The sequence below is a fragment of the Anaerotignum sp. genome (assembly GCF_051877975.1).
GTDB lineage: Bacteria > Bacillota > Clostridia > Lachnospirales > Anaerotignaceae > Anaerotignum_A.
In genome coordinates this window covers 16,667-40,850 of the sequence record NZ_JBJEJK010000057.1, presented here as the reverse complement: position 1 = coordinate 40,850, position 24,184 = coordinate 16,667, and the positions used below count along the sequence as shown (strand labels likewise).

Annotated in this window: 21 protein-coding genes and 1 other annotated feature; of the genes, 5 read left to right on the top strand and 16 right to left on the bottom strand. The window is 45.2% G+C overall.

Going from position 1 to position 24,184, the window contains the following annotated elements; translation table 11 throughout:
* Window positions 1–9: 9 nt before the first annotated feature.
* Window positions 10–1,332, top strand: coding sequence for a sodium-dependent transporter (locus ACI39P_RS09080; RefSeq protein WP_439720347.1), 1,323 nt, complete (start codon window positions 10–12; stop codon window positions 1,330–1,332).
* 60 nt (window positions 1,333–1,392) lie between these two features.
* Here the strand turns inward: ACI39P_RS09080 and queA are convergent, their stop codons facing one another.
* From queA to ACI39P_RS09055, 5 genes are read right to left on the bottom strand one after another with little or no spacing between them, the layout of a single operon-like run.
* On the bottom strand, window positions 1,393–2,427 hold the full coding sequence (gene queA / locus ACI39P_RS09075; RefSeq protein ID WP_439720346.1) for a tRNA preQ1(34) S-adenosylmethionine ribosyltransferase-isomerase QueA: 1,035 nt from the start codon (window positions 2,425–2,427) through the stop codon (window positions 1,393–1,395).
* Window positions 2,424–2,702: a hypothetical protein gene (locus ACI39P_RS09070; RefSeq protein ID WP_439720345.1), complete on the bottom strand. Its 279-nt coding sequence runs from the start codon at window positions 2,700–2,702 to the stop codon at window positions 2,424–2,426. Before ACI39P_RS09070 ends, queA begins: the two co-directional genes overlap by 4 nt.
* A 14-nt stretch (window positions 2,703–2,716) precedes the next feature.
* Window positions 2,717–3,019, bottom strand: coding sequence for a hypothetical protein (locus ACI39P_RS09065; protein WP_439720344.1), 303 nt, complete (start codon window positions 3,017–3,019; stop codon window positions 2,717–2,719).
* Window positions 3,020–3,022: 3 nt separating this feature from the next.
* Window positions 3,023–3,283, bottom strand: a complete 261-nt coding sequence (locus ACI39P_RS09060) for a hypothetical protein (RefSeq protein ID WP_439720343.1) — start codon at window positions 3,281–3,283, stop codon at window positions 3,023–3,025.
* 18 nt (window positions 3,284–3,301) lie between these two features.
* On the bottom strand, window positions 3,302–4,906 hold the full coding sequence (locus ACI39P_RS09055; RefSeq protein ID WP_439720342.1) for a SpoIID/LytB domain-containing protein: 1,605 nt from the start codon (window positions 4,904–4,906) through the stop codon (window positions 3,302–3,304).
* Between the two features lie 317 nt (window positions 4,907–5,223).
* Window positions 5,224–5,483: a binding site (T-box leader), on the top strand.
* Window positions 5,484–5,612: 129 nt separating this feature from the next.
* Here ACI39P_RS09055 and leuA point away from each other — a divergent pair.
* Genes leuA through leuB form a run of 4 tightly spaced genes read left to right on the top strand, consistent with a single transcriptional unit; the run spans window position 5,613 to window position 10,155 of the window.
* Window positions 5,613–7,271, top strand: coding sequence for a 2-isopropylmalate synthase (gene leuA / locus ACI39P_RS09050; RefSeq protein ID WP_439720341.1), 1,659 nt, complete (start codon window positions 5,613–5,615; stop codon window positions 7,269–7,271).
* 18 nt (window positions 7,272–7,289) lie between these two features.
* Window positions 7,290–8,564, top strand: a complete 1,275-nt coding sequence (leuC, locus tag ACI39P_RS09045) for a 3-isopropylmalate dehydratase large subunit (RefSeq protein WP_439720340.1) — start codon at window positions 7,290–7,292, stop codon at window positions 8,562–8,564.
* The gene (leuD, locus tag ACI39P_RS09040; protein WP_439720339.1) at window positions 8,564–9,061 is read left to right on the top strand and encodes a 3-isopropylmalate dehydratase small subunit; all 498 of its coding nucleotides are present in this window, start codon (window positions 8,564–8,566) and stop codon (window positions 9,059–9,061) included. Before leuC ends, leuD begins: the two co-directional genes overlap by 1 nt.
* Window positions 9,062–9,072: 11 nt before the next feature.
* Window positions 9,073–10,155 carry a 3-isopropylmalate dehydrogenase gene (gene leuB, locus ACI39P_RS09035; RefSeq protein ID WP_439720338.1) on the top strand — a complete coding sequence of 361 codons (1,083 nt, stop codon included), beginning with the start codon at window positions 9,073–9,075 and terminating at the stop codon, window positions 10,153–10,155.
* A 106-nt stretch (window positions 10,156–10,261) separates the two neighbouring features.
* Here the strand turns inward: leuB and ACI39P_RS09030 are convergent, their stop codons facing one another.
* The 11 genes from ACI39P_RS09030 to ACI39P_RS08980 form a co-directional block, all read right to left on the bottom strand.
* A complete protein-coding gene (locus tag ACI39P_RS09030; RefSeq protein ID WP_439720407.1) occupies window positions 10,262–11,245 on the bottom strand; it encodes a WYL domain-containing protein in 984 nt (327 codons plus the stop codon).
* Window positions 11,246–11,702: 457 nt separating this feature from the next.
* The gene (locus ACI39P_RS09025) at window positions 11,703–12,599 is read right to left on the bottom strand and encodes a glycyl-radical enzyme activating protein (RefSeq protein ID WP_439720337.1); all 897 of its coding nucleotides are present in this window, start codon (window positions 12,597–12,599) and stop codon (window positions 11,703–11,705) included.
* 180 nt (window positions 12,600–12,779) lie between these two features.
* Window positions 12,780–15,152 carry a glycyl radical protein gene (locus ACI39P_RS09020; protein ID WP_439720336.1) on the bottom strand — a complete coding sequence of 791 codons (2,373 nt, stop codon included), beginning with the start codon at window positions 15,150–15,152 and terminating at the stop codon, window positions 12,780–12,782.
* Between the two features lie 31 nt (window positions 15,153–15,183).
* Window positions 15,184–15,738 carry a helix-turn-helix domain-containing protein gene (locus tag ACI39P_RS09015; RefSeq protein ID WP_439720334.1) on the bottom strand — a complete coding sequence of 185 codons (555 nt, stop codon included), beginning with the start codon at window positions 15,736–15,738 and terminating at the stop codon, window positions 15,184–15,186.
* Between the two features lie 312 nt (window positions 15,739–16,050).
* The gene (locus ACI39P_RS09010; RefSeq protein ID WP_439720333.1) at window positions 16,051–16,236 is read right to left on the bottom strand and encodes a hypothetical protein; all 186 of its coding nucleotides are present in this window, start codon (window positions 16,234–16,236) and stop codon (window positions 16,051–16,053) included.
* A gap of 16 nt (window positions 16,237–16,252) precedes the next feature.
* Window positions 16,253–17,761 (bottom strand): Y-family DNA polymerase, encoded by a 1,509-nt coding sequence (locus ACI39P_RS09005; protein ID WP_439720332.1) that lies wholly within the window; start codon window positions 17,759–17,761, stop codon window positions 16,253–16,255.
* A 249-nt stretch (window positions 17,762–18,010) separates the two neighbouring features.
* The gene (locus ACI39P_RS09000) at window positions 18,011–19,426 is read right to left on the bottom strand and encodes a trypsin-like peptidase domain-containing protein (RefSeq protein ID WP_439720331.1); all 1,416 of its coding nucleotides are present in this window, start codon (window positions 19,424–19,426) and stop codon (window positions 18,011–18,013) included.
* A gap of 186 nt (window positions 19,427–19,612) precedes the next feature.
* Window positions 19,613–20,725, bottom strand: coding sequence for an SH3 domain-containing protein (locus ACI39P_RS08995; protein WP_439720330.1), 1,113 nt, complete (start codon window positions 20,723–20,725; stop codon window positions 19,613–19,615).
* 529 nt (window positions 20,726–21,254) lie between these two features.
* Complete coding sequence (locus ACI39P_RS08990; RefSeq protein WP_439720329.1) at window positions 21,255–22,376, bottom strand: aminopeptidase; 1,122 nt, start codon at window positions 22,374–22,376, stop codon at window positions 21,255–21,257.
* A 10-nt stretch (window positions 22,377–22,386) separates the two neighbouring features.
* Window positions 22,387–22,917 (bottom strand): isochorismatase family protein, encoded by a 531-nt coding sequence (locus ACI39P_RS08985; protein WP_439720328.1) that lies wholly within the window; start codon window positions 22,915–22,917, stop codon window positions 22,387–22,389.
* A 92-nt stretch (window positions 22,918–23,009) separates the two neighbouring features.
* Entirely contained in the window at window positions 23,010–24,071 is a 1,062-nt protein-coding gene (locus tag ACI39P_RS08980) for a hypothetical protein (protein ID WP_439720327.1), read from the bottom strand.
* Window positions 24,072–24,184 lie beyond the last annotated feature (113 nt).

The following is a 24,184-nucleotide window of genomic DNA, read 5'->3' as shown; positions in this document are numbered from 1 at the left end:
GAGAAACTTATGAAAAAACGTGATTCTTTTGCAACCAGGCTGGGGTTTGTTCTGGCCTGCATCGGTTCTGCCGTTGGAATGGGGAACTTATGGATGTTTCCCACCAGAGTATCCCTCTATGGCGGCGGTTCCTTCCTGATTCCTTATTTTATTTTTGTTGTATTGATTGCATCCACTGGGGTGATCGGGGAAATGGCCTTTGGCCGTGCCGCACGTTCGGGGCCGGTAAATGCCTTTGGCATGGCGGCAGAAAACAAGGGCAGCCGCAGGCTGGGAGAAGCTTTGGGGCTCATTCCCTCCATCGGTGCGCTGGCTATGGCCATCGGCTATACGATTGTTGTGGGCTGGATCCTCAAATATGCCGTTGGCACATTCACCGGAGCCACACTGGCGTCTGCGGATGTGGACGGGTATGCTGCCGCCTTTGGCAGCACAGCCAGCGCCTTCGGCAACAATGGCTGGCAGATTGCGGCATTGGCAATCTGTATGGTCATCACGATGATGGGCATTGGCAAGGGCATTGAAAAGGCCAACAAGATTATGATGCCCCTGTTCTTCCTGCTCTTTGTGGGGCTGGGCATCTATATCGCTTTCCAGCCCGGCGCGGCAGAAGGCTATCGCTATTTTTTCCGTGTAGACCCCGTGGCACTGGCAGACCCTATGACATGGATCTATGCATTGGGGCAGGCATTTTTCTCCCTGTCCATCGCAGGCAACGGCACCATCATCTATGGCTCTTATCTGCCAGATGAAGAAAATATCCCCGCATCGGCGGCCCGCGTTGCCTTTTTCGACACACTGGCAGCCTGCCTTGCGGCACTGGTCATCATTCCTGCCATGGCGACCACCGGTTCCCAGTTGGACCAAGGCGGCCCAGGGCTGATGTTCATTTTCCTGCCCCATCTGTTCCACACTATGCCCGGCGGTTCTCTTTTCGCCATCATTTTCTTTGTGGCGGTGCTGTTCGCAGGTATGACTTCCCTGCTGAATCTCTATGAAACACCTATCGCCACATTGCAGGAGAAATTTAACATGGGTCGTGTCCCCGCCTGCATCATCATCGGCGTAATTGGCGCAGTGGTTTCCCTCTGTATCCAAGGGATCGTGTCCGGCTGGATGGATGTGCTTTCTATCTATATCTGCCCTTTGGGGGCGGGACTTGCCGGCATTATGTTCTTCTGGTTCTGCAAAAAGCAGTATGTAGAGGAACAGGTAAACAAAGGACGGAATCAGCCTATGTTCGGCTGGTATTATCCCCTTTGCAAATATGTATTCTGCCCCATCTGCTTCCTTGTACTGCTCTTAGGTGCATTGAACGGCGGCATCGGCTGATATCATTACAAAAAAATCCTTACTGTCATCATCACAGTAAGGATTTTTTCATGTTCTCTTTTATTCCTTTGCCAAAAAAAGACAGGCATCCCCAAAGCTGAAAAAACGGTAACGCTCCCGCACAGCCTCGGCATAAGATTCCATCACCAATTCCTTCCCCATCAATGCAGAAACCAGCATGATAAGGGTGGATTCAGGCAGATGGAAATTGGTTACCAGACAATCCACTGCTTTAAATTGATATCCGGGATAGATAAAAATTTTCGTCCAACCACTTTTGGGTTGAATGATACCGTTTTCATCCGTTACAGATTCCAAAGTTCTGGTGCTTGTGGTACCAACAGCAATGATTCTGCCGCCGTTTTTCTTCACTTCATTCATGATAGCCGCCTGTTCCGGCTCTACCACATAATATTCGGAGTGCATTTCATGATCCAGCACATTATCCACCTTGACAGGGCGGAACGTCCCCAGGCCCACATGCAGCGTCACATGGGCAATTTTCACGCCCATTGCCTCGATTTCCTGCAATAATTCAGGCGTAAAATGCAGCCCCGCTGTTGGCGCCGCCGCAGAGCCTTCATGCTCCGCATAAACGGTCTGATACCGATTCTTATCCTCCAGTTTATGGGTAATATAAGGAGGCAATGGCATTTCGCCCAATTCATCCAGAATAGCTTCAAACACGCCTTCATATTCAAATTTGATGATACGGTTGCCGCCTTCGATAACCTCCAACACTTCCGCCACCAGCTTGCCGCCGCCGAAGGAAATTTTATCCCCCGGTCTTGCCTTTTTGCCGGGGCGCACCAACACTTCCCAGGTATCCATATCTTTTCTGACAAGAAGAAGAATCTCTATCGCTGCACCTGTGCCGACTCTCTCGCCATACAACCTGGCAGGCAGTACTTTCGTATTATTGATGACAAGGCAATCTCCCGCCTTCAGATATTCTTTGATATCTCTGAAATGCCGATGTTCCTTTTTGCCGCTGTCCTTATGCACCACCATCAAGCGGCTGGATGCTCTATCCTGCAAAGGTTCCTGGGCAATGAGCTCTTCCGGCAGATCAAAGTAAAAATCACTTGTTTTCATCTTGTTCCTCTCATTAAATATGTCTCGGCGTATTTAATACCGATAATTTTCAGCATTTCCTTCCGATAGGTAATCGTTGCGTCATCGGGCAGGTAATCAAACCCCTCAATATCGTAATCATGCAATACATAATGTTCTTCCATATCCTGAGAATTGATCGTAACTTCAGGGTCTGTCAGTTTCCGAACGATATCTACCACTTCACATTCGGGGTCATCGGAAACAGCCCGCATGATCTGTGCGATTTCATGGTCTTTCAGTCTTTTTACAAACATTTCTTTCCCTCCCCTTAGTATTCCAGCAGATAGTTGATTGCATATTCATCGCCAAACCATTTGTGCATCAGGGTTCTGTAAACATAGTCAGAACCGGCACCGGCACGGTTTTTCCCTTTGATATGATAATCATGCAGCTGATACGTTTCAATATCTTCCTGAAATTTTGCTGTTACTTCAGGCACGTTAGAAACCGCAACAGCATCCTCGAAGCTGCTGTCATAGGTACGGATCTTTAAAATCGTCAGTTCTCCATCATCGGAGATCACATTCATGACTTCTCTGATTTGTTCTTCTGTCAGCTTTTCACAAAACATTTCTCATTCCTCCTTGTTCCAATCAGTTTCAATGGCTTCCCAGAGTTCTTTTTTCCCTAAGCCCAGCAGGGCTTCCCGAACCGCTTCCCGGGTAGGGGCAATGGGCCTGTGCATACCGCCGCAGCGCAGCCCTTCGTCCAAATAAATCCAAAACTCATCTTCTTTTGTCTCTCCAACGAGACCCCTGTCGGAAAAAACAACTGTATTTCCCTTTTGATCCTGCCAGCCTTTACAAGAAAGCAGGAATCCTCTCCAATTTTTCATTCTTCTCATCTCCGCTCATCAATCTTCAATGGTGATGCCGGTATAATAATGATGTAAAATCTCTTCATAATCGTAGCCCATCTGTGCCATCGCCTGGGCACCCTTCTGGCTCAGCCCTACGCCATGGCCGCTGCCAATGCCTTCGAATACGAATTTACCATTTTTCACAGTACTGATATTCACAGAATATACTTCATACGCATCCGTATTTACAGAAATGGAAGGGTTCTCTGCTGCTTCTCTCACTTCCACATCTACAGACAGTTTTTTGCCGTTCAGATAGGAAAGGGCTCCTTCTGTTTTCGCAATGATGCCCTGATTTGCCGCTGCTGCCATCAGGCCGCCCTTTGCGGCTGTCATCTGCGGCGCTGTTGTTCCTGCGCTGCCATACTGGCCAATCTCTCCCCCTTTGCCATTGATGGTAAACATCTTGCTGGGCAGGCTACCGCAGGCAGAGGAGAAATACGTACGGATCGTTTCTTTATTTAATGTCTTTGTGCCGTTGGTGCCAACGATCTGCAGTTCCTGCACCCGGCCGCCAGTAGAAAGTTTTGTGATCACGATATCCTTGGCAGAGCCAATGCCTGCGCCTTTCGCATTCAGCAAATCTGTCAGTTCATCCAGAGTCAGCTCTTTTGTCCAGCTATTATCCCCATATTCGCCCAATTCAGGCACAGCACGGAGATATGGCACTGCCGCACTCCAGACATTTTCACTATTTTCTGTATAGCCGCCTGTGGATGCGGAAAATACCGCTTCAATAGGAGAGCCATTGTAGCAGGCAACTTCCCCCGCCGTGGCATCGACTGCCGCTGTGGTGGAGGCAGCTTCGTTGCTGTAGCCCTTGTATACCTGACAGGCTGTCGTATCACAAAGCTGATAGCCGCTGCCGGTATGGGCGCCCAATTTTGTCATAGCATAGGTTCTTGCTGCCACCGCCTGGGCTTTCAAAGCTTCTTTTTCGTAGCTCTGGGGCATTTCGGAAGGCACGACTCCATAAAGATACTCTTCCAGGCCAACAATATTTACCGCTGTCATTGTTGTACCATTCACAGCGAACGTCAGCATTCCCCGGTAAGGCATACTATTCACCTTAAAAGTATTCTCTGTATTTCCGCCCATCAATACATCATTTTCCGATACAATGACGGGTGCTTCACCGCCGGTGATGCTATACCCCTCAAAACCGGATATTTTCTTTGCAGTTTCCCTGGATGCCGTTTCCACTGCGGAAACAGAGGATCCTTTCACATAAACAGTCCAATCCTGCTCCTCTAAATAGGCCGCATACGCATCCAGACCCATATTGGACAGATTTTTCGCCAGATTTAAGGCATCTTTGCAGCCCATTTTTCGATCGATAGCGATAAATTCCCCTGTTGCGGGCTTTGCTGTAAAAATACCGTTGGAAGTGATTTTTCCGCCTTCTTCAAAATCACCGTTATTTTCCGTGCCAATGGAAAGTTCCCATACGCCGATAGTGGCAGAAGAAACATTTTTACAAATAGATTCCAACCCGACACGGACAGTATCAGGCACATCATACGCCATTGCTTCCACCGGGGCTGCGCCCAAGAGCATCGCGCAGGCCAAAATGGAGGCAAGCTGTTTTTTTACTTTCATATTATCCCTCCTGTTTTGGAGATTTGATTTCATTTTGCTGTATCATTATGATAAAACGGAAAGCCTTGAAGCCTTCATATCTTTCATTTAATAAACTTCTCCTTCAAGTCAAAAAAACAAGCCGTTCTGTCTGCAAGCAGCTGAACGACTTCTTTTCTGCCTTGTCTCCGCTTCTATAGAGATATTATATCATAAAAGCATAGAGACAGACAACGATATTTCCATTTTCCCTTTTAGAAAAAATTTTTTTAAAAATTCAAAAATTGTATTGACAAAAATACAATTTAGTGTTTAAATTGTATTTATTCTGATACAGAAAAAACACGAAGAAGAGGAATAGTAGATTTTCCAGATGTTCTCAGAGAGTCTGCGGGCGGTGCGAGCAGGTAACAAACGGAAAATTGAACTGGCCTCGGAGTGGTTCGCTGAAAGAGGAATGTTTCAGTAGGTGCAACCGGCAGTCGACCGTTACCCCGACAGGATATCGGCTTTTTAAGCCCGTATCTGAGAAAGTGTATCCCCTTTTGGGGATAAAAAAGAGTGGTACCGCGGAAGTTTATGGCCTTTCGTCTCTTAAATGATTAAAGAGATGATGGGCTTTTTTATTTTCCCCGCTCCCAAACTGAACGAAAATCACGAACCAAAGATAAAAGCAAACGGAAACACATTAGAGATTGAAAACACGAAAACCAAGGAGGAAAAACAAATGATGAATTACACAAAGTACAGACCTTATCCCCCCATGGATATGCCCAACCGCAAATGGCCCAGCAATACGATTACAAAAGCGCCTGTATGGTGCAGCGTTGATATGAGAGATGGCAACCAGTCTCTGGAAATTCCTATGAATCTGCCTGAAAAACTGAAATTCTTCCAGTTCTTAGTAGATACAGGATTTAAGGAAATCGAGATCGGCTTTCCTGCTGCCAGTGATACAGAATTTGAGTTTGCAAGAACACTGATCGAAAATAACCTGATCCCCGATGATGTTACCGTACAGGTTCTGACACAAAGCAGACCCCACATCATCAAAAAAACATTCGAATCTCTGAAAGGCGCAAAAAAGGCTATCGTCCATCTGTACAATTCTACTTCTACTCTGCAGAGAGATGTTGTTTTCGGCAATTCCATGCAGGAAACCATCGACTTGGCGGTATCAGGTGCTGTCCTGCTGAAAGAAGAAGCAGCAAAAATGCCTGAAACAGAATTCTTCTTTGAATATTCTCCCGAAAGCTTTACCGGTACAGAAATGCCCTTTGCTGTGGAAATCTGCAACGCGGTTCTGGATATTTGGCAGCCCACACCCGATCATAAGGCCATCATCAACCTGCCCTCTACCGTAGAAATGGCAACGCCCAATGTTTACGCAGACCAGATCGAATACTGCTGCGAAAACCTGAAATACAGAGACAGCATCTATGTCAGCCTGCACGCCCACAATGACCGCGGCACAGCCGTGGCGGCAACAGAACTGGCTATGCTGGCAGGGGCTGACCGTGTGGAAGGCACACTGTTTGGCAACGGCGAAAGAACAGGCAACACAGATGTCATGAATGTAGCCATGAACCTCTTCTCTCAGGGCATCGACCCCGAACTGGATTTCAGCCATATCGATGATGCTGTCAGAATTTATGAAGAATCCACAAGAATGCAGATCTCCCCCAGACATCCTTATGCAGGCTCTCTGGTTTACACAGCTTTCTCCGGCTCCCATCAGGATGCTATCCGCAAAGGCATGGAAGCTATGAAGAAACACCCCGACAGATGGGAAGTACCTTATCTGCCTATTGACCCTGTGGATGTTGGCAGAAACTATGACCCTATCGTTCGTATCAACAGCCAGAGCGGCAAAGGCGGCGTAGCTTTCATTCTGGAACAGAATTTCGGTCTGTATCTGCCTAAGGCATTCCAGCAGGATTTCAGCACTGTTACCACCAGCATGAGCGACAAGCGGCATAAAGACCTGACACCTGCCGATATCTATGAAGCATTCGTAGATCATTATGTAGACAACAGAGCACCTCTGGAACTGGTAGGCTATAAAGAAATCGTTATGAAAAACCATGAAGACGTTGCCATCGAAGCTCAGTGCAACTATCATGGAGAACCCATCACTTTGACCGGCACAGGAAACGGTATCATTTCCGCTCTCTGCCACGCTATCGAAGATAGATTCAACATCGTCATGGAAGTTGTAGATTATCGGGAACACTCTATGTCCCATGGTACAAAATCCAGAGCGATCTCCTATATCCAAATTGCTGATAATGAAGGCGGCATGTATTTCGGCGCAGGCACATCCAGCAACGTAACAAAATCTTCTCTGCGCGCCGTTGTCAGCACAACAAACAAAATCATCAAATAAGATACGGAGGATAACATCATGGGAATGACAATGACACAAAAGATCCTTGCTGCCCATGCAGGGGAAGCAAGCGTAAAAGCAGGACAGCTCATCCAGGCAAAACTGGATGTAGTTATGGGCAACGACATTACAACAGCCGTTGCTCTGAAAGAATTCAAGAAAACAGGCGCAAAGGAAGTCTTTGATAAGGACAAGGTAGTCATCGTTTTGGATCACTTCACCCCCAACAAAGACATCAAGGCGGCAGAACAGTGCAAAGCCTGCCGCACCTTTGCTTATGATATGGAAGTAAAGAACTTTTTCGACGTAGGTCAGATGGGGATTGAACATGCCCTTCTGCCCGAAAAAGGGATTGTTGTGCCCGGACAGGTCATCATCGGTGCCGACTCTCATACTTGTACTTATGGCGCATTGGGTGCTTTCTCCACAGGTATTGGCAGCACAGATATGGCCATTGGTATGGCAACAGGCGAGGCATGGTTCAAAGTGCCCAGTGCCATCAAATTTGTACTGACAGGCAAACCCGCCAAATGGATCAGCGGGAAAGATATCATCCTGCATATCATTGGTTTGATCGGTGTTGACGGTGCATTGTACCGCAGCATGGAATTTGTCGGCGATGGTATCCAGTACCTGACAATGGATGACCGCTTCTCTATGGCAAACATGGCCATTGAAGCCGGCGCGAAAAACGGTATTTTCCCCGTTGACGAAAAAACACTGGAATATGTAAAAGAACATTCTGTGAAAGAACCTGTTGTTTACGAAGCAGATGAGGATGCAGAATACGATGAAGTTTATACCATCGACCTGAGCACACTGAGACCTACCGTTTCCTTCCCCCACCTGCCTGAAAATACAAAAACCATCGATGAAGCGGGAAATATCCCCATCGATCAGGTTGTCATTGGTTCCTGTACCAACGGCAGACTGAACGATATGAAAATCGCCGCAGACATCCTGCGGGGCAAACAGGTAAATCCCAAAGTGCGCACCATCGTGATCCCCGCTACCCAGCAGATCTATCTGGACTGCATCCGCCTCGGCTACGTGGAAGATATCGTAAAAGCCGGTGCCATTTTCAGCACCCCTACCTGCGGTCCCTGCCTGGGCGGTCATATGGGTATCCTGGCAGCAGGCGAACGTTGTGTTTCCACAACAAACAGAAACTTTGTAGGCAGAATGGGTCACGTAGAAAGCGAAGTATATTTGGCTAGTCCCGCCGTTGCAGCGGCTTCCGCTATCGCAGGCTACATCGCTGACCCCGAAAAAATCGCAGGAGGGAACAAATAATGGAAACAGCAAAAGGTAAAGTATTCAAATATGGCGACAACGTCGATACAGACGTTATCATTCCCGCAAGATACCTGAATGTATCCAGCGGCGAAGAACTGGCAAAATACTGCATGATCGATATTGACGCAGATTTTGTAAATAATGTAAAGGAAGGCGACATCATCGTTGCCACAAAGAACTTCGGCTGCGGTTCCTCTCGGGAACATGCACCTCTGGCAATCAAATGCGCAGGCGTTTCCTGCGTCATTGCCTCCACTTTTGCCCGTATTTTCTACCGCAATGCCATCAACATCGGTTTGCCTATTCTGGAATGTGAAGAAGCAGCCAACGATATCGAAGCAGGTGAAACCGTTTCTGTAGACTTCAACACAGGCGTTATCACAAACGAAACAAAAGGCAAGACCTATCAGGCAGCGCCCTTCCCCGAATTTATGCAGAAGATCATGGCAGCCGGCGGTCTGGTAACCTATACAAAAGAAAAAATCGAAGGATAAGGTGAGAAACAATGGGAACCTATAATATAACAGTATTAAAGGGCGACGGCATCGGCCCCGATGTCGTTACCGAAGCTATGGGTGTATTGGAATGCGTTGGTGCAAAATACGGCCACAGCTTTCAATTCAACGAAAAACTGGCCGGCGGCTGTGCGTATGATGTATACGGAGAACCCCTGCCCGATGAAACATTGGAAGCATGCAAAAACAGCGATGCCATCCTCCTGGGTGCCGTTGGCGGCCCTAAATGGGATCATCTGCCTGCAAATCTGCGCCCCGAAGCAGGCGCTCTGCTGAAACTGAGAAGCAGCTTAGGCTTGTATGCAAATCTGCGCCCCGCCATCATCCATCAGGCCCTGAGCGCAGCCAGCCCCATCAAGGCTGAAATCATTGGCGACAGCTTAGACATTCTTGTTGTACGAGAACTGACAGGCGGTATTTATTTCGGCGAAAGAGGTTACCGCGAAGGCAAATATGGGCAGGAAGCCTATGATATGGAAGCTTACAGTGAATTTGAAGTAAAACGTATCGCTGTACAGGCCTTTGAAGCCGCTATGAAGCGTAATAAGCGAGTAACAAGCATCGATAAGGCAAACGTGCTGGAAAGCAGCAAACTGTGGCGCAGAACCGTTACAGAAGTGGCAAAAGACTACCCCGAAGTGGAACTGGATCACATGTACGTAGATAACGCGGCTATGCAGCTGGTACGCAATCCCAAGCATTTCGATGTCATCGTAACCTCTAATATCTTTGGCGATATCATCTCTGATGAAGCCAGCCAGATTACAGGCTCCATCGGCATGCTGCCCTCTGCCAGCCTGGCAGACGGTGCCTTCGGCATGTATGAACCTATCCACGGCTCTGCACCGGATATCGCAGGCAAAGATATGGCAAACCCCATTGCTACTATCCTTTCCGCAGCCATGATGCTGAAATTCTCCTTCGGTTTGGTGGAGGAATCCAAAGCCATTGAAGATGCTGTAACGAAGGTGCTGGATGCCGGCTACAGAACCCCCGATATCTACAGCGAAGGAACAACAAAAGTTGGCACAAAGGAAATGGGCAGACTGATTTGCGAAGCGATCAAAGCCTGATCTTTCCCGATTTCGCTGAAAAATATAAAAAAGGAACTATGATAGATTTATTCTTTCGTCATAAAAATAGCAAAATGGCTGTTCATCGATTTGAACAGCCATTCTTTTATACATAATTCTCTATGATTTTTTTCAGATATTCCTGATATTCCCGCTTCACATTTTCAGGGCCGTCAATTTTAATCAGGCTTCCAATTCCTGTAACCCAGCCAAAAAACTGCGGACTGACAGCGACTAATGGTTTTACATAAAAATGCTCCTCATCTACCGGCACCAACGGAACATCCTGCCCAAACCGATCCAACATAACGCCTACCAAGCTATTATGGCAAAGCAAAGTCACATTCGTATCATAACCGCCATACATACCAAATGTTTTCTTAGCAAAAGCGGCCAAATCAAAATCTAAAAATCTCTCCTTGCCGACGCGCACTTCATCCAAAATATGAATATGCTTCATTTTATCTACACGATAATGTTTTATGATATCTGCAGCTGCATCATAAGCAATCAAATAATAGTTTTCATCATCCCACGTAAGTGCCCAGGGGCTGACAAAATATAATGCACCATTCTTCTTTAGCTGGAGTTCTTTTTTTGTCGTCCACTCAGCATACTGAAAAGAAATTTGTGCATTGGAATGCAGTGCATTATGAATCTGGTCAACGTTATAATAAATCGTTTCATTTATTGTCTTCAGGCGATTATAAATAAATACATCCCGCTGCAGCTGCTGCGCCTCGTATTTACTGGTCATTCCCTCCAGCTTACGAATCAACTCATCAGATTTTTTGGTTGTGATAAACTTCGATGATTGTACTGCATCCACCAAAAGCTTCAGCTCAGGAAGCTCAAAATTGCGGCTGGCAACGTAATACCCCGGATGGGCGCCCTTCTGCTGTACAATATCCATTCCAAATTGCTGCAGTGCCTCAATATCTGCATAGATGCTCTTTCGTTCCGCTTTGATGCCATATTCCTGCAATGCAGCTGCCAAATCATTTGCAGACAGGATATGTTTTTCATCGGTTCTCTGCAATAAAATTTCCATCAAGTATAAAGTTTTCATTTTCTGCGGTTGAATTGCCATGATAACTCCCCCTTCCCATTCAGCGTTTTCTATAGTATAGCATAAAAGCAGTGGCTGTACAAATAAATGTACAGTCGCCGTTAAAAAACGCTTTCTGCAAATATAACACTCTGTATTTCCAGAAACAGATGAGGTAAACATTCCATCCACTGCCTTGAAATTATACACAGATCTTATTTGTTCTATAATATCTACCGTCAGTCCGATTTGATTTGTAATCTCTTTCAGATTTTTATATGCCATAGGGGATTCATCCAAAGTATCAGCAGTCACACATGTGCTGTAAATTCCATCCATTTCTTTCCGATATTCCTCTACAGACAATCATTTTTGCGCCTGTTTCCAGCTCATCAGCCCTTCGACTTCATGGGAGCAACATACTCCATGATCCGCAAATATGGACTTCCATAGAAAAAACCACCCGAACATTCTGTTCCGGTGGTTTCCATCCATTCATTTAACGATATTCAATTTTTTCTACACCGACATCCGAAAGAATCTCATAAAATTTTTTCATTCGTTCTTTCGATGGTGTCTCAAATTCCTCCGAAGGCAAAGGCAGGCCCAATGCTTCATATTTCCCAAAACCAAATTTATGGTAGGGCAAAAGTTCCATTTTCGCCTTCGGCAAATGTTCTTTTACGAACATTGCACTTTTTCGGATATTATCTTCTGTCGCATTGACTCCTTCAATCACAGGAATGCGAATCACGATTTCAGCGCCTGTTTCTCCCAGCCGCTTTATATTTTCCAGAATTTTTTCATTGGGTACACCTGTAAAATGCTGATGCACTTCGCTGTCCATATGTTTCAAATCCATGAAAATCAAGTCCATACGTTTTAAAACAGGCAATACGGCATCAAAATCAAAAAATCCACAGGTTTCAATCGCAAGGCTATATCCCCGATCATACAGATGTTTGCTCAGATAATCCAAAAGCTCCAGCTGAGAGGTTGCCTCCCCGCCGGAAAATGTGATGCCTCCGCCGGATGACTGATAAAAAATACGATGCTTCTCTGCCTCGGCAATGATCTGATCTGCGTCTGCATAGGCGACCAGCTGTTTTCTGGCTCCTTTCGGGCAAGCCTTTACACAAGCACCACAGCTGATACATTTTTCTCTTTCCTGATTCAGATCGATACCAATTCCTTTCGGACAGGCCTTCACACAAGCGCCACAGCCAATGCAGAGCCTGTGATAAAATCCAACCAGAGGCGTTTGCTGAGCGCCTTCCGGATTGGCACACCATTTGCAGTGTAAGGGGCAGCCCGGCAAAAAAATCGTCGTCCTGATTCCATCTCCATCATTAACAGAAAAAGGCTGCAGCTGCATCAAATACCCTTTCACAGACATAATCCATCCACCTTCCATTTTTCAAGCAAAGCAGGTCTGCCGTTTTTTCTTGAAAGAAAAATGTCAGCTTTTCCTGCAAATTCCAATGATACACAAGAAAGAGAGCATTTGCTCTCTTTCCTGTATCACATTCCATGTTTTTCTGCTTACAATACGAAGCCTATTATCCCAACCTATGAATTAGAAGGATTCATGGGCATTTCTTGCCATGATAGATTCCTGCATGGACTTGGACAGATTTACAAACTGTGTGCTGTAGCCTGCCACACGAACCAGCAGATCCTTATAATTTTCAGGATGTGCCTGTGCATCTCTCAGTACTTCATTGGAAACTGTATTGAACTGTACGTGGAAGCCGCCCAGAGCAAAGTAGGACTGCAGCATTGCGCCCAGGTTTGCCCGTCCACGGGGTGTTGCCACCAGATCATGGTTCAGACGCAGATTCAAAAGGGTACCGCCGGCATGGATATCATGTCCCATCTTTGCAGAAGAACGCAGCGCCGCCAGGCAGCTGGATGTATCGGAACCTGTGTAAGGAGATACACCTTCTGTAATGGGTTCTGTTGCCTTTCTGCCATCGGGTGTTGCACCCAGCACCTTACCTGTAGGCAGATAGTTGGAGATGCCCATGAAAGCAGTTGTAAATTTATGACCATAGTAGTCTGTGTAAGAGGTTACATCATGATAGTAATAATCTGCCAGTTCTTTTGCGATGCTGTCTACATAGTCGATGTCATTGCCATATTTGGGTACAGCCTGGGCTTTTGCACGCAGTTCTTCATAGCCTTCCCAGTTTGCATTCAAAGCATCGATCAGCTCGCTCATAGTTGTTACTTTATCTTCAAATACCAGCTTCTTGATAACAGCGAAGCAGTTTGCTGTTACCGCAAGGCCGCAGCCTGTGAATACAGGACCGATATTGTATTTTGCACCACCATCAACCAGGTCTGCGCCGTTTTTCAGACAGAATTCATTACATGCGGACAGGAAAGGACGAGGTGCCTTCTTCTGATTGATTTCCTGGGCAGTAATCAGGCTGATAACGCCATGTTTTACCATATAAGAGAACTGTTTGAAGTAAGCCTCTTTGATTTCTTCATAAGATGTAAAGGTTTTGGGATCCTTTTCAGGCAGAGCCACCTGTTTGCCGGTCAATCTGCTCTTGCCTTCATTCAGGGCAAATTCCAGTGCAGCGGTAAAGCTGATGTTGCAGGAAGAAGTCCATTCAAATGTCTTTCTGGAATGGGGCACTACGCAGCCGCAGTTGTTCCAATCCTTTGCGTCCTCCGGTTCACAGCCCAGGTTTCTCAGCATCTGATAGCCTACACGGTCGCTGTGGATTGCAGGGAAGCCGCAGCCTGTGGATACCAATTCTGTAACTGCTTCCATAAATTCAGGAGGACAATCGGGCTGAATCCGGCAGCTCAAAGTGGGCTGGTGGGTCTTGATTTCTTTGGTAGCCTGAAGTGCCATATAAGATACGGTATTGATGCCGTTGGTACCGTCTGCCTTAGTACCGCCAACTGTCAGATTTTCAAAGTTTGTATAGCCAGCGAAGAAACCAGCAGTATTGGAAGAAATTACCCATACCCATTCGGAATATTTCAGCCACAGGCATTCTACCAATTCCAGAGCTGTATCATAATCGATCTTGCCAGCATCTTCATCGGCTTTATAGTAAGGATACATAAACTGGTCGAAACGGCCAACATTCAATGCCAAAGGATTTTCCGCAATGATGCCGCCCAATTCTACAAACCATGCAAACTGGATTGCTTCACGGAAGGAAGTGGGAGGATTTTCAGGAACAGCAGCACAAACTGCGGCGATTTCCTCCAATTCAGCCTTTCTGACAGCATCTGTTTCTGCAGCCGCCATTTCTTTTGCCTTCTGGCTGTAACGATTTGCCAGTGTGATAATACCATCGCAGACAAGAATAATAGATTTATAGAAATCTCTTTTCTTCATATCGGCAGGGTCTGTTTCGCTCAGGTCTGCCATATATGCCATGGCTTCTTTTTTGATGCCGCCAAAGCCCTTGGGGAACAGCTGGTCAACATAGTCGGGAGAAATTTCGCCAATCCCGCCGCGCCATTTGGAGTCAGTATCCAAGAAACCTGTATCCACGCCGATTTTCTTTGTTTCTTCAGAAGCCCGCGCCAGGAATGTATCTTCTACTGATTTTCCTGCCCAATAAGGGAAAATTTCCTTCCGGCAGAATTCTCTCTGTTCATCTGTCATATCATAAGGATCCTGCGGACGAGTCGCGAAATTATCCATTTCATCATCGACCCATTTCCAGCCATATTCCGGAGTCAGAATACCGCATCTGCGGAATTCGCCGCTGGCGCCAACGATCAATTCCCCTTCAAAAATGGTAACAGGAAGTTCCTTACAAGCATCGTAAAATGCCTGTGCTGTACGGATCTGCTGAGGCAGACCTTCTGTTCTTTTAAAAGATTCTGTCCAGATTCTTGCTCTTTCACAAGAAATATGGGGTTTTTCATTCAGATAATTTTGACGGATTTTTTCTACTCTGGGTGTAACGCTCATAAACTCACCTGACCTCCCAATCTAGTCATATTTATTTTTTGTAGTAAATAACCATACATAACTTGGAAGGGACATTGCCGGGATTTTCATAGACATGGGGTTTTGATGCACCATAACGGATTCCATCTCCCGCTTGGATCAGATATTCATTTTCTCCGACCGTCAGCTTTAATGCCCCTTCAAAAACAAGTACATATTCTTCTGTTCCTTCCTCATGGGGAACGGATTCCGAACGACAGCCCGGTTCCATTTCAATGGACAGCATCTCAAATCTTTTGCTGTCATCATAAGGGAAAAAGGGATACAACCGGAAACGGCCTTCATCACTCAGAAGAGCCTGCAGGTCCTCTCTGGGAATGAAATTTGTCTCCTCCGCTTCTCCTTCCAACAGTGCCGTAAAAGAAATATGAAGGCCTGTAGCGATCTTCCAAAGGGTCGCAACCGTTGGGCTGGATTCTCCTCTTTCGATCTGCCCCAGCATGCTTTTGCTGACACCTGTCATTTCAGCCACCGCGTCGAGGCTTAATTTTTTCTCTTTACGAATTCGCTTCAGATTTGCAGAAATCATACTGCTCATTGCATCCATAAGTTTCCTCCTTGGTTCCAAATGCGTACGCTATAACGCATTCTTAAGTTTAATTTAGCATTCAATATAGCCTTTGTCAACCATTTTTAGCCGTTTTATTAAACAAATATTATCGTATAACGCACAAATACTTCAAAAAATAAAATTTACGTTTCTTGCAGCTACACCTTACAATCCGCTGTAGTTCGTTTTAGTATATCACAGTATGCAATAAAACGTCAAACAACAGGCTCTTGCGGGGAAATATCCCAGAAATCCTCCCCCGCAATGCACTGTTTTGGTATTTTTTCAATTTTTTCGCAGTTCTCCCAGCTATTTCTCCTGCCTTTTGGCTTCCGCTGCATCCTTTATCATCTCATCATATCCAGATAATGCCGAAAACGGTGCAAATTGCGCCGCCCTGTCTGCCACCGGCATCTGCGGGCGGTGAACAGACTGATGATGCGGAAGATGAATGATATCATCATATTGATGAATTTCCTGAAATTTTTCGCTCATGAAAACCGCTCCTTTCTCAGGCTCTATGCCCGCCAATCTGTCTATTCCGGCTCATCGTCGTTGCTCCCTCCATCAGGTTTACACCTTTCAGAATAGAATTTTTTCCATATTTCTTTTGTATCTGCAATACAGCCTGCTGCAAATGCCTTTCTTTTTCCAGCTCTTCTTCTTCCGCTTTCCGCTTTTCTTCCTCTGCTGCTGCATCTGTAAACAGATCCATCTGCTCATACTTCATATCTTCTTTGATATCCTTTTCCGCAATGATATGATTTGCTGTGATATTGATCCTTCGCACCAACAGCTTTTTCTCTATAATGCGGTCGTATAATTCCATAACAGCAGCGATAATCTGCCTGGCGGAATTTGTATGCTTTTTCAAATTTATTGTTCCGTGGGCATGCTTTGGAACCTTTCTGCCATAGGCATCTGTTACAACAGCACCTTTATACTGCTTTCGAATTTCCGGATTAGTCAAATTTTCAATATCAAACCCTATTGTCAGCACCAGTTGATCTGTCACCACTCCCTTTTCTACCAAGCTAAGTGCCAACAGATCTGTCATTTCCCGCACAACCATCTTTGCCTGTTCCGAAGGATACGCACATTGCAATACCTGACCCGAACCCAGACTATTGCTTTCTGGCTTATATTCTTTGATATTGACCATGCCGCAAGGTTCCCAGCCCCAGGCATGATCAATCAAGAGTTCTGCATTCACACCAAATACTGCATATAGATGATCTTCTCCCCGCGGATCCAGGGAATATCTGGCAATATCCCCCATGGTACGCAGCCCAAGGGCATAAAGTTTTTTCGTATAGCCCCTGCCAACCCGCCAGAAATCCGAGATTGGCTGATGGTTCCACAACTGCTGCCGATAGGACAGTTCATCCAATTCTGCAATACGCATCCCCTTTTCATCCGGCGGCATATGTTTTGCCAAGATATCCATGGCTACTTTTGCGAGGTAAAGATTTGTACCCAGGCCGGCCGTTGCAGTAATGCCGGTGGCATCATACACATGTCCCATGATTTTTGCAGCCAGCTGACGGGCAGACATTTTATAGAAATTCAAATAAGAGGTCAAATCCATAAAAACTTCATCAATGGAATATACATGGATATCTTCCGGTGCGATATATTTCAGATAAATCTCATAAATTTCTGCACTGTACTTCATATAATGGGCCATTCTGGGCACTGCTGTGATATAGGAAATCTCCAAAGATGGATCTTTCTGCAGGGCTTCTTTATCGTAAGAAGTATCCCGGAATATTTTCGCAGGAATCTTCCGTTTTCTTTCATCATTCAGTTCCCGCACCTTCTGCACCACTTCAAACAGCCGCGGCCGCCCCGGTATCCCAAAAGATTTCAAGGCAGGAGAAACGGCAAGGCAAATGGTTTTTTCTGTACGGGATGCATCTGCCACCACAAGATTTGTCTTCATAGGATCCAGCCCCCGTTCCACGCATTCCACTGAAGCATAAAAACTTTTCAAATCGATACAAACATAAATTCGATCCATCCTGCTTTTCCCCCTTCTTTCTTTTCCAAAATACGCAAAAATAGGAACATCCGTTCTTATATTTTACAATACCTTCTGCAAAAATGCAATCTTCTATTCCAACATAAAAACCCCGATTCCATAGAATCGGGGTCTGCTTCTTTATGAAATTTTTGGCAGCATATTTTTGGCAACTATCTCTTGTCATAGAAAGCCATTTGCCTGCAAACAAAAAGTGCCTTTCTGTTCCGCAAAATTTTCTCCGTTATATCACATATTTTTATCGCCGATCTTGATTTTCAGATCAACGCCTTCCTGGCCATTTCTCACTACATGAATATCCACTGTCTTGCCAATCTCTGTGTCATTCACCATTTCCACCAATGTATCCATATCCATAACGGTTTTCCCATCATACTGCGTAATCACATCGCCTACCTGCAGGCCTGCTTTTGCCGCAGGGCCGTTTTCTGTCACTTCCATGATCAATGCGCCTACAGGCAGTTTATACAGGGAAGCGTTTTCTTCTGTGATGCTGGTGCCTGTAATGCCAATATAAGGCTTCGGCTGTGTTCCTGTATCCAACAGTTCTTCTACAATAGGAGTAATGACATTACTGGGAATCGCATAGCCCATGCCTTCTGCCATGGAAGAATTATATTTTGCTGTATTGATACCAATGACTTCGCCTTTGCTGTTTACCAAGGCACCGCCGCTGTTGCCGCTGTTGATGGCTGCGCTGGTCTGCAGAACAGTCAGATTATTCCCATCAACGCTGATGGTCTGTTCTTTCATGCTGATGATACCATCTGTTGCAGAAAGGCCCATGCCCATGGCATTGCCGATGGCGATGACACATTCGCCAACTTCCAGAGAATCGGAATCACCGAAGGTAGCTGTTGTCACGCTGGTGATGCCTGCTGCTTTCAGGTCATCCCAGGATACAGACAATACTGCCAAGTCAGATTCGCTCTTGGTACCGATGACCTTAGCAGATACGCTGATATCGCCTTCAAACGTAACATAGATAGAACTTGCCCCTTCGATTACATGATTATTGGTTGCAATGGCAACTTTGCTGTCATCCGAATAGAAGATAACACCGCTGCCTGCCCCTTCGGTTTCATAGGGCACTGTATATTTGCCAAAATATTTGGCTGTTCCTGTTACTGTTGTAGAAACACTAACTACAGAGGGTTTTACTTTCTTTACAATATCTACTGTGGAAAGACCATCCGTCAGAAAAGAGGTCTTTTCCGTATCCGTTACCGCTGTGGTCTGCACGCTGTTCCGGCTCTGGAAATAATGTTCAGCAGCACCATAGCCCGCACCAATAGATGCCCCACCGGCAATGCTGACGATCAGGCAGCCTGCGATAAATTTTGTCCAGCCTTTTCTCTTTCTGGGGCTCTTTTTCACCTTTTCTTCATAATGGTATTCTCTGACAGAGGGGCGAGGAGACTCTTCTCTGCTCTCCTCCTGCATTGCGGTCTGCTCTGTTTGTTCTTCTGATTTTTTTTCTTCGGCTTTTTCTTCTTCTACTGAAATCACATTTGCTTCCATTTCAATAGATTCTTCTTTTTCAAAGTGTTCGCCTCTTGTTTCACCTCCGGACCCTTCAATCAATTCTTCTTCCTGGGATTCATTTTCATTCTTTTTCGGATTTACATCATCAAAATCATACATGCTTATTCCTCCAATGCATTTATCATTGTTCATTTTCTTTATGCCGTCATTATACTGCTTGAATTTGAACGAAATGTGAACTCTGCATGAATAATTCTTGTTTTTGCTGAAAGTTTCATTAGAAAAGCATTAAGGAAAAAACCTCTCCGTAAATCAAGTTACGAAGAGGTTTCAAAAAATTCATTTTTATTTTAATACACGTCTTGCTGTTACGTATGTATTTGCACTGTAGCCGCTGTTCAGATTTGTAACTGTTACGCCATAGGCTGCTCCGTCTGTAGAATGTACATATGTACCATCTCCGCAGTAGATACCCACGTGGCAGATACCACTGTCGCCGCCGCTGTTGAAAAATACCAGGTCACCAGCCTGCAGATTGGATTTGGAAACTTCCACACCATTGTTTACCATTGTTGCAGAAGATCTGTTCAAGGTGATACCGAAGTTTTTATAAACGGCATATACGAAACCGGAACAGTCAACGCCTGTATTCAGGTTTGTACCGCCCCAAACATAGGGTGTACCAATAAACTGCTTCCCGTATGCAACTACTTCTGCACCTTTGGCAGAAGATGCGGAACGAGTGGTTTTCTCACCTGTTCTGATGGAAAGATACTCTGCACTGACGTAACCTTCCTGACCGCTTTCAGTGGTCACTCTAACCCATTCCTGACCGACTCTGTTTACATCTACTTCTGTCCCATAAGGCAAAACTGTCAGTACAATAGAATTGGTAGAAGCCTCTTTTCTCAGCTTTAACCCAGTCTGCGCTGTAACAACACCATATGTAGATTCCAGTTCCTGTACTGTTACCGTTTCATTGGCAATCTCAGGGACATATTCTACATAAGCACCCGATACATAATCCTTGCTGACATAAGCGGAACTTCCATTATAAGAGATACGATACCAGCCGTCATTCTGACCTGTGACTGTCACCGCATCACCATTGGCAAATTTCCCCAGAGAATCGGAAGATGTAGAAGCCTTTTCTCTAAGATTTACACCAGAACCATCAATATTGGCATCTGCTTTTGTCACTTCAAAATAATCGGCGGAAACAAAACCCTCTGCACCGTTATAGGAAATCTTAAACCAGTTTCCTGTTTTATCCAACACTGTATATTCTGTTCCTTTATTGATCTTACCCAAAATATTTGCGCTCATGCCCGCTTCTGCACGTACATTTACATTCGTACCGGAAGCTTGTCCGGCGTTAGCAGCAAACGCTGTTACTGTACCCAGAACAACAAAAGCAGCGGTCAGGCAAATCTGTTTGATTGCTTTATTGAAGCCCATTGGATTCTCCTCCAAACTGTATGATTCGAAATTGTTACAAATCTGTTACATTTAGTATATAAAAAATTAATAATCCTGTCAATCACTTTCTGCGCACGTTTACATTAATTTTTCTCATTTTCAGGATAGAAAAGCCAAAAATTTGACATTTTTCAGACTTTCGATTGACATAACTTTCCATTAATTCCTTTTTGTAAAAAATAAAAGATTCATTCCAGATATATAGATAGGCTCCTTCACACAACTGACATACTCAAAAATATTATCATAGCTGCCTTCTTTGGCAAAGGTCAAATCTGAAACCAAAATATAAGACATAATGGTATTTCGTTCTTATTTTATTTTTCATAAAATGCAAAAGCCACAGGAAAACAACTTCCCATGGCCTTAGCCTCTCATAAAAACAGACGCCCCCGTCTTATCTTCCTATTATGGATAAAACTGCAGGATTTTCTTGTTTTCCTGATGCAGGCATGCCAAAGAAACAAAGGCCAAAACACTTTGTTCCATGAACCATTTCTTTTTCTCATTATTTTGCCAGCAATTCTTCCTTGAATTTTCCATTTTCATAGAACAATTCCCCATCGGCATAGATCTTACCCTCTTTGGTCATATCGTTGATCATATCCCAATGAATGGCAGATTCATTTTTGCCGCCAGCCTCCTGAAAGGCTTCACCGATGGCCATGTGCATAGAACCGCCGATCTTTTCATCAAACAGGATATTTTTCGTATGACGCTGGATGCCGTAATTAGTACCAATGGCTACCTCGCCGAAATAGCGAGAGCCTTCATCCGTATCAATATAGGAAAGAAGGGTATCCAGCATTTCCTCATTTTTGCAGGAAACCTCCACAATGCGCCCCTTTTCCACCGTCAGACGCACTTCATAAAATTCGTTGCCATTCATAATGGATGGATAAGAAAAGGTAATGCAGCCATTGATGCCATCTTCCACAGGGGAAGTGAAGATTTCCCCATCAGGGAAGTTTTCATTGCCGCAGCAGTTGATCCATTTTCTGCCGGCAATATTCACACGAATATCTGTATCCTTAGAAAGGATATGCAGTTCCTTTTTCCCATCCAGATAGTTTACCCATTTTTCCTGCCAAGCTGCCATTTCCTCCCATTTTTTCACAGGGTCAGCTTCATTGAGGAAGCCTGCGGCATATACAAAATCTTCATATTCTTCTAAGCTCATGCCCGCATTTTGCGCATCGCCATTGGTAGGAAACTGGGTGCCGCACCAACGCAGTTCCCCTGTGCCCATGCGTTCGGAATAGGCTTTGCGGTTTTCTCTGTTAGCCAAACGTTTTTGCTTCAGCCGTTCACCATCGATGGACTGCATGGTCTTTGTATTTTCGCTGCCCCATGCGCTGAGCCATACATCGCTTCTGGCACAGGCACCGAAACGGATATTTTCCCGGGCATACTGTTCTTCCGTACCGTTTTTCAGAATTTCCGCATCTACATCAGGCATGTCCACATAATAATCCACCAATGCGCCCTTTTTCACCGCAGCCCTTGCCACAGCTTTGATGAAAGGCAAAGCGGCATCCTCTGCGGATATAGCAACCCGGTCACCTTTTTTCACTTTTGTAGAATAATTCACCAACACATCGGCCAGTTTTTCCAATCTTTCGTCTTTCATTTTCTGCTCCTTATTGCACCGCTACCTGACACATCTGCATCGTTTTCAGTGCCGCTTCATGGCTCTCCGGTGTTACTCCTGCACAGCAGGAAGCATCTACGCTGATCTTCACTTCGGGCAGTCTTGCTTTCAGAAGCATAGCGTTGGAAACCACGCAGATATCTGTGCAAAGACCAACCAGCTCAATCTCGCATTCCTCTGCAGGCAGGCCGGCAAATTCCATAGCCATCATATCCGCCAGTTCCAAAGAACCAAAGGAAGGTTTATTCACAACAACAGCACCGCCTAAAGCTGCTTTTACTTTGTCATTGATTTCCCAGCCATGGGTGCCTTCGATGCAGTGTACCACGGGCAGGTTGGCCCCCTCCTGGGTCTGCAAATAATCATCCTGATGGGTATCTCTTGTGGCATATACCTGTTCCTTGGGGTATTCATTAATTTTCGCAACCACATTATCTACAATGGCTTCTGCCTCGGCTGTACCCAAAGAACCATCGATAAAATCATTCTGCATATCTACTACAATCAAAATCTTTTTCATATTTTTTCTTCCTTTCCCTATGCAAGGTGAAATTGCTTCATAACGATTTCAGTGTACCACAGAGAAGGATTTCTTTCAAGTAAATACAGCTGTCAATACACTTCTGTACCGCCCCATTCTACCACAGTAAAGCCCGCTCTCTGCAATGTGGGCAGTTCCTGTTCCGGAATATCCACAGGTTCTTCCAATGCTTTGAATGCCATAAAGACGCGGAGCAGATTGTCGGGGGCAGGAGTGATATGCAGCTTTGCGGATTCGTCATAGTTTTCCCACTGGAAAGAAATCAGGTTATAGGCATTATCCTGCATATAAGGCAGCCAATACACGATAAATTCGTTGTATTCTCTGGGGGTCATGCCCATGGCGGAGAGTTTTTCCTGCAAGAAAGCAACGGTATCCTCGCCTTTTACCACGAAACCTTCAGAGAAGTCCATTTCGCCGTAACCCTCTCCTTCCCAGAAAAGATAGGAATATTCTCTGCCGTCGGCGTGGTTCGTCAGGGTGCCGTCTGGTTCAGCCGCTACCTTCCAGCCATCATTGTAGGCAGGATAGGTTACTGTCAGCTCGCCATCATATTCCAGTTCCACAGAAATGTCTGTAGTTTCTTCGGGATAGAGATAGATAACGGGTTTTCTGGCTGCCATCGGTGCAGTCAGAATTCTTACCTTCTGCTGGGACTCCAACCAGCTTACATGAAAACCGATGGCATTCCCAATATCACGCAGTTTATAATAAGTATATCCATCAATGATATACCCTTCCATTCCTTCAGCCGGCATTTCTCCATTCACAAACACCTGTGCATCCGAAAGGATCGCTTCTTTATCAGCAATATTGACAACAGTTTCTTTTTCATCTTCTGTTCCCGAATATTCTCTTCCCGTTTCCAGATAAATCACATCTTTATCAGCGTTGTATATAATATCAAATTTAAAACAATCATCACGGTTTTTTTCTGCCATTACCTCTGCCACATCCCGCAGACGCATATAATTATAGCCATTGATGTTATACCCTTCCATTTTCGCATAATAGTCATCTACAACAATCTTTTGGGAAACATATTTTGCCGTTGCCATTTCCCTTTCTTCAGCAGCATAAGCCGTTGTCCCCATCATCGCCATAGCTAATACCATTGCAAAAAAACGTTTCATACCCTTTTCTCCTTTTTTCTTCCAAAACATGCCATTTTTTCTTTTCCCCATCATAGCACGTGAAAGTTACAGGACAGTAACATAAATCCTAAGAAATTCTTACGATTTTTCCT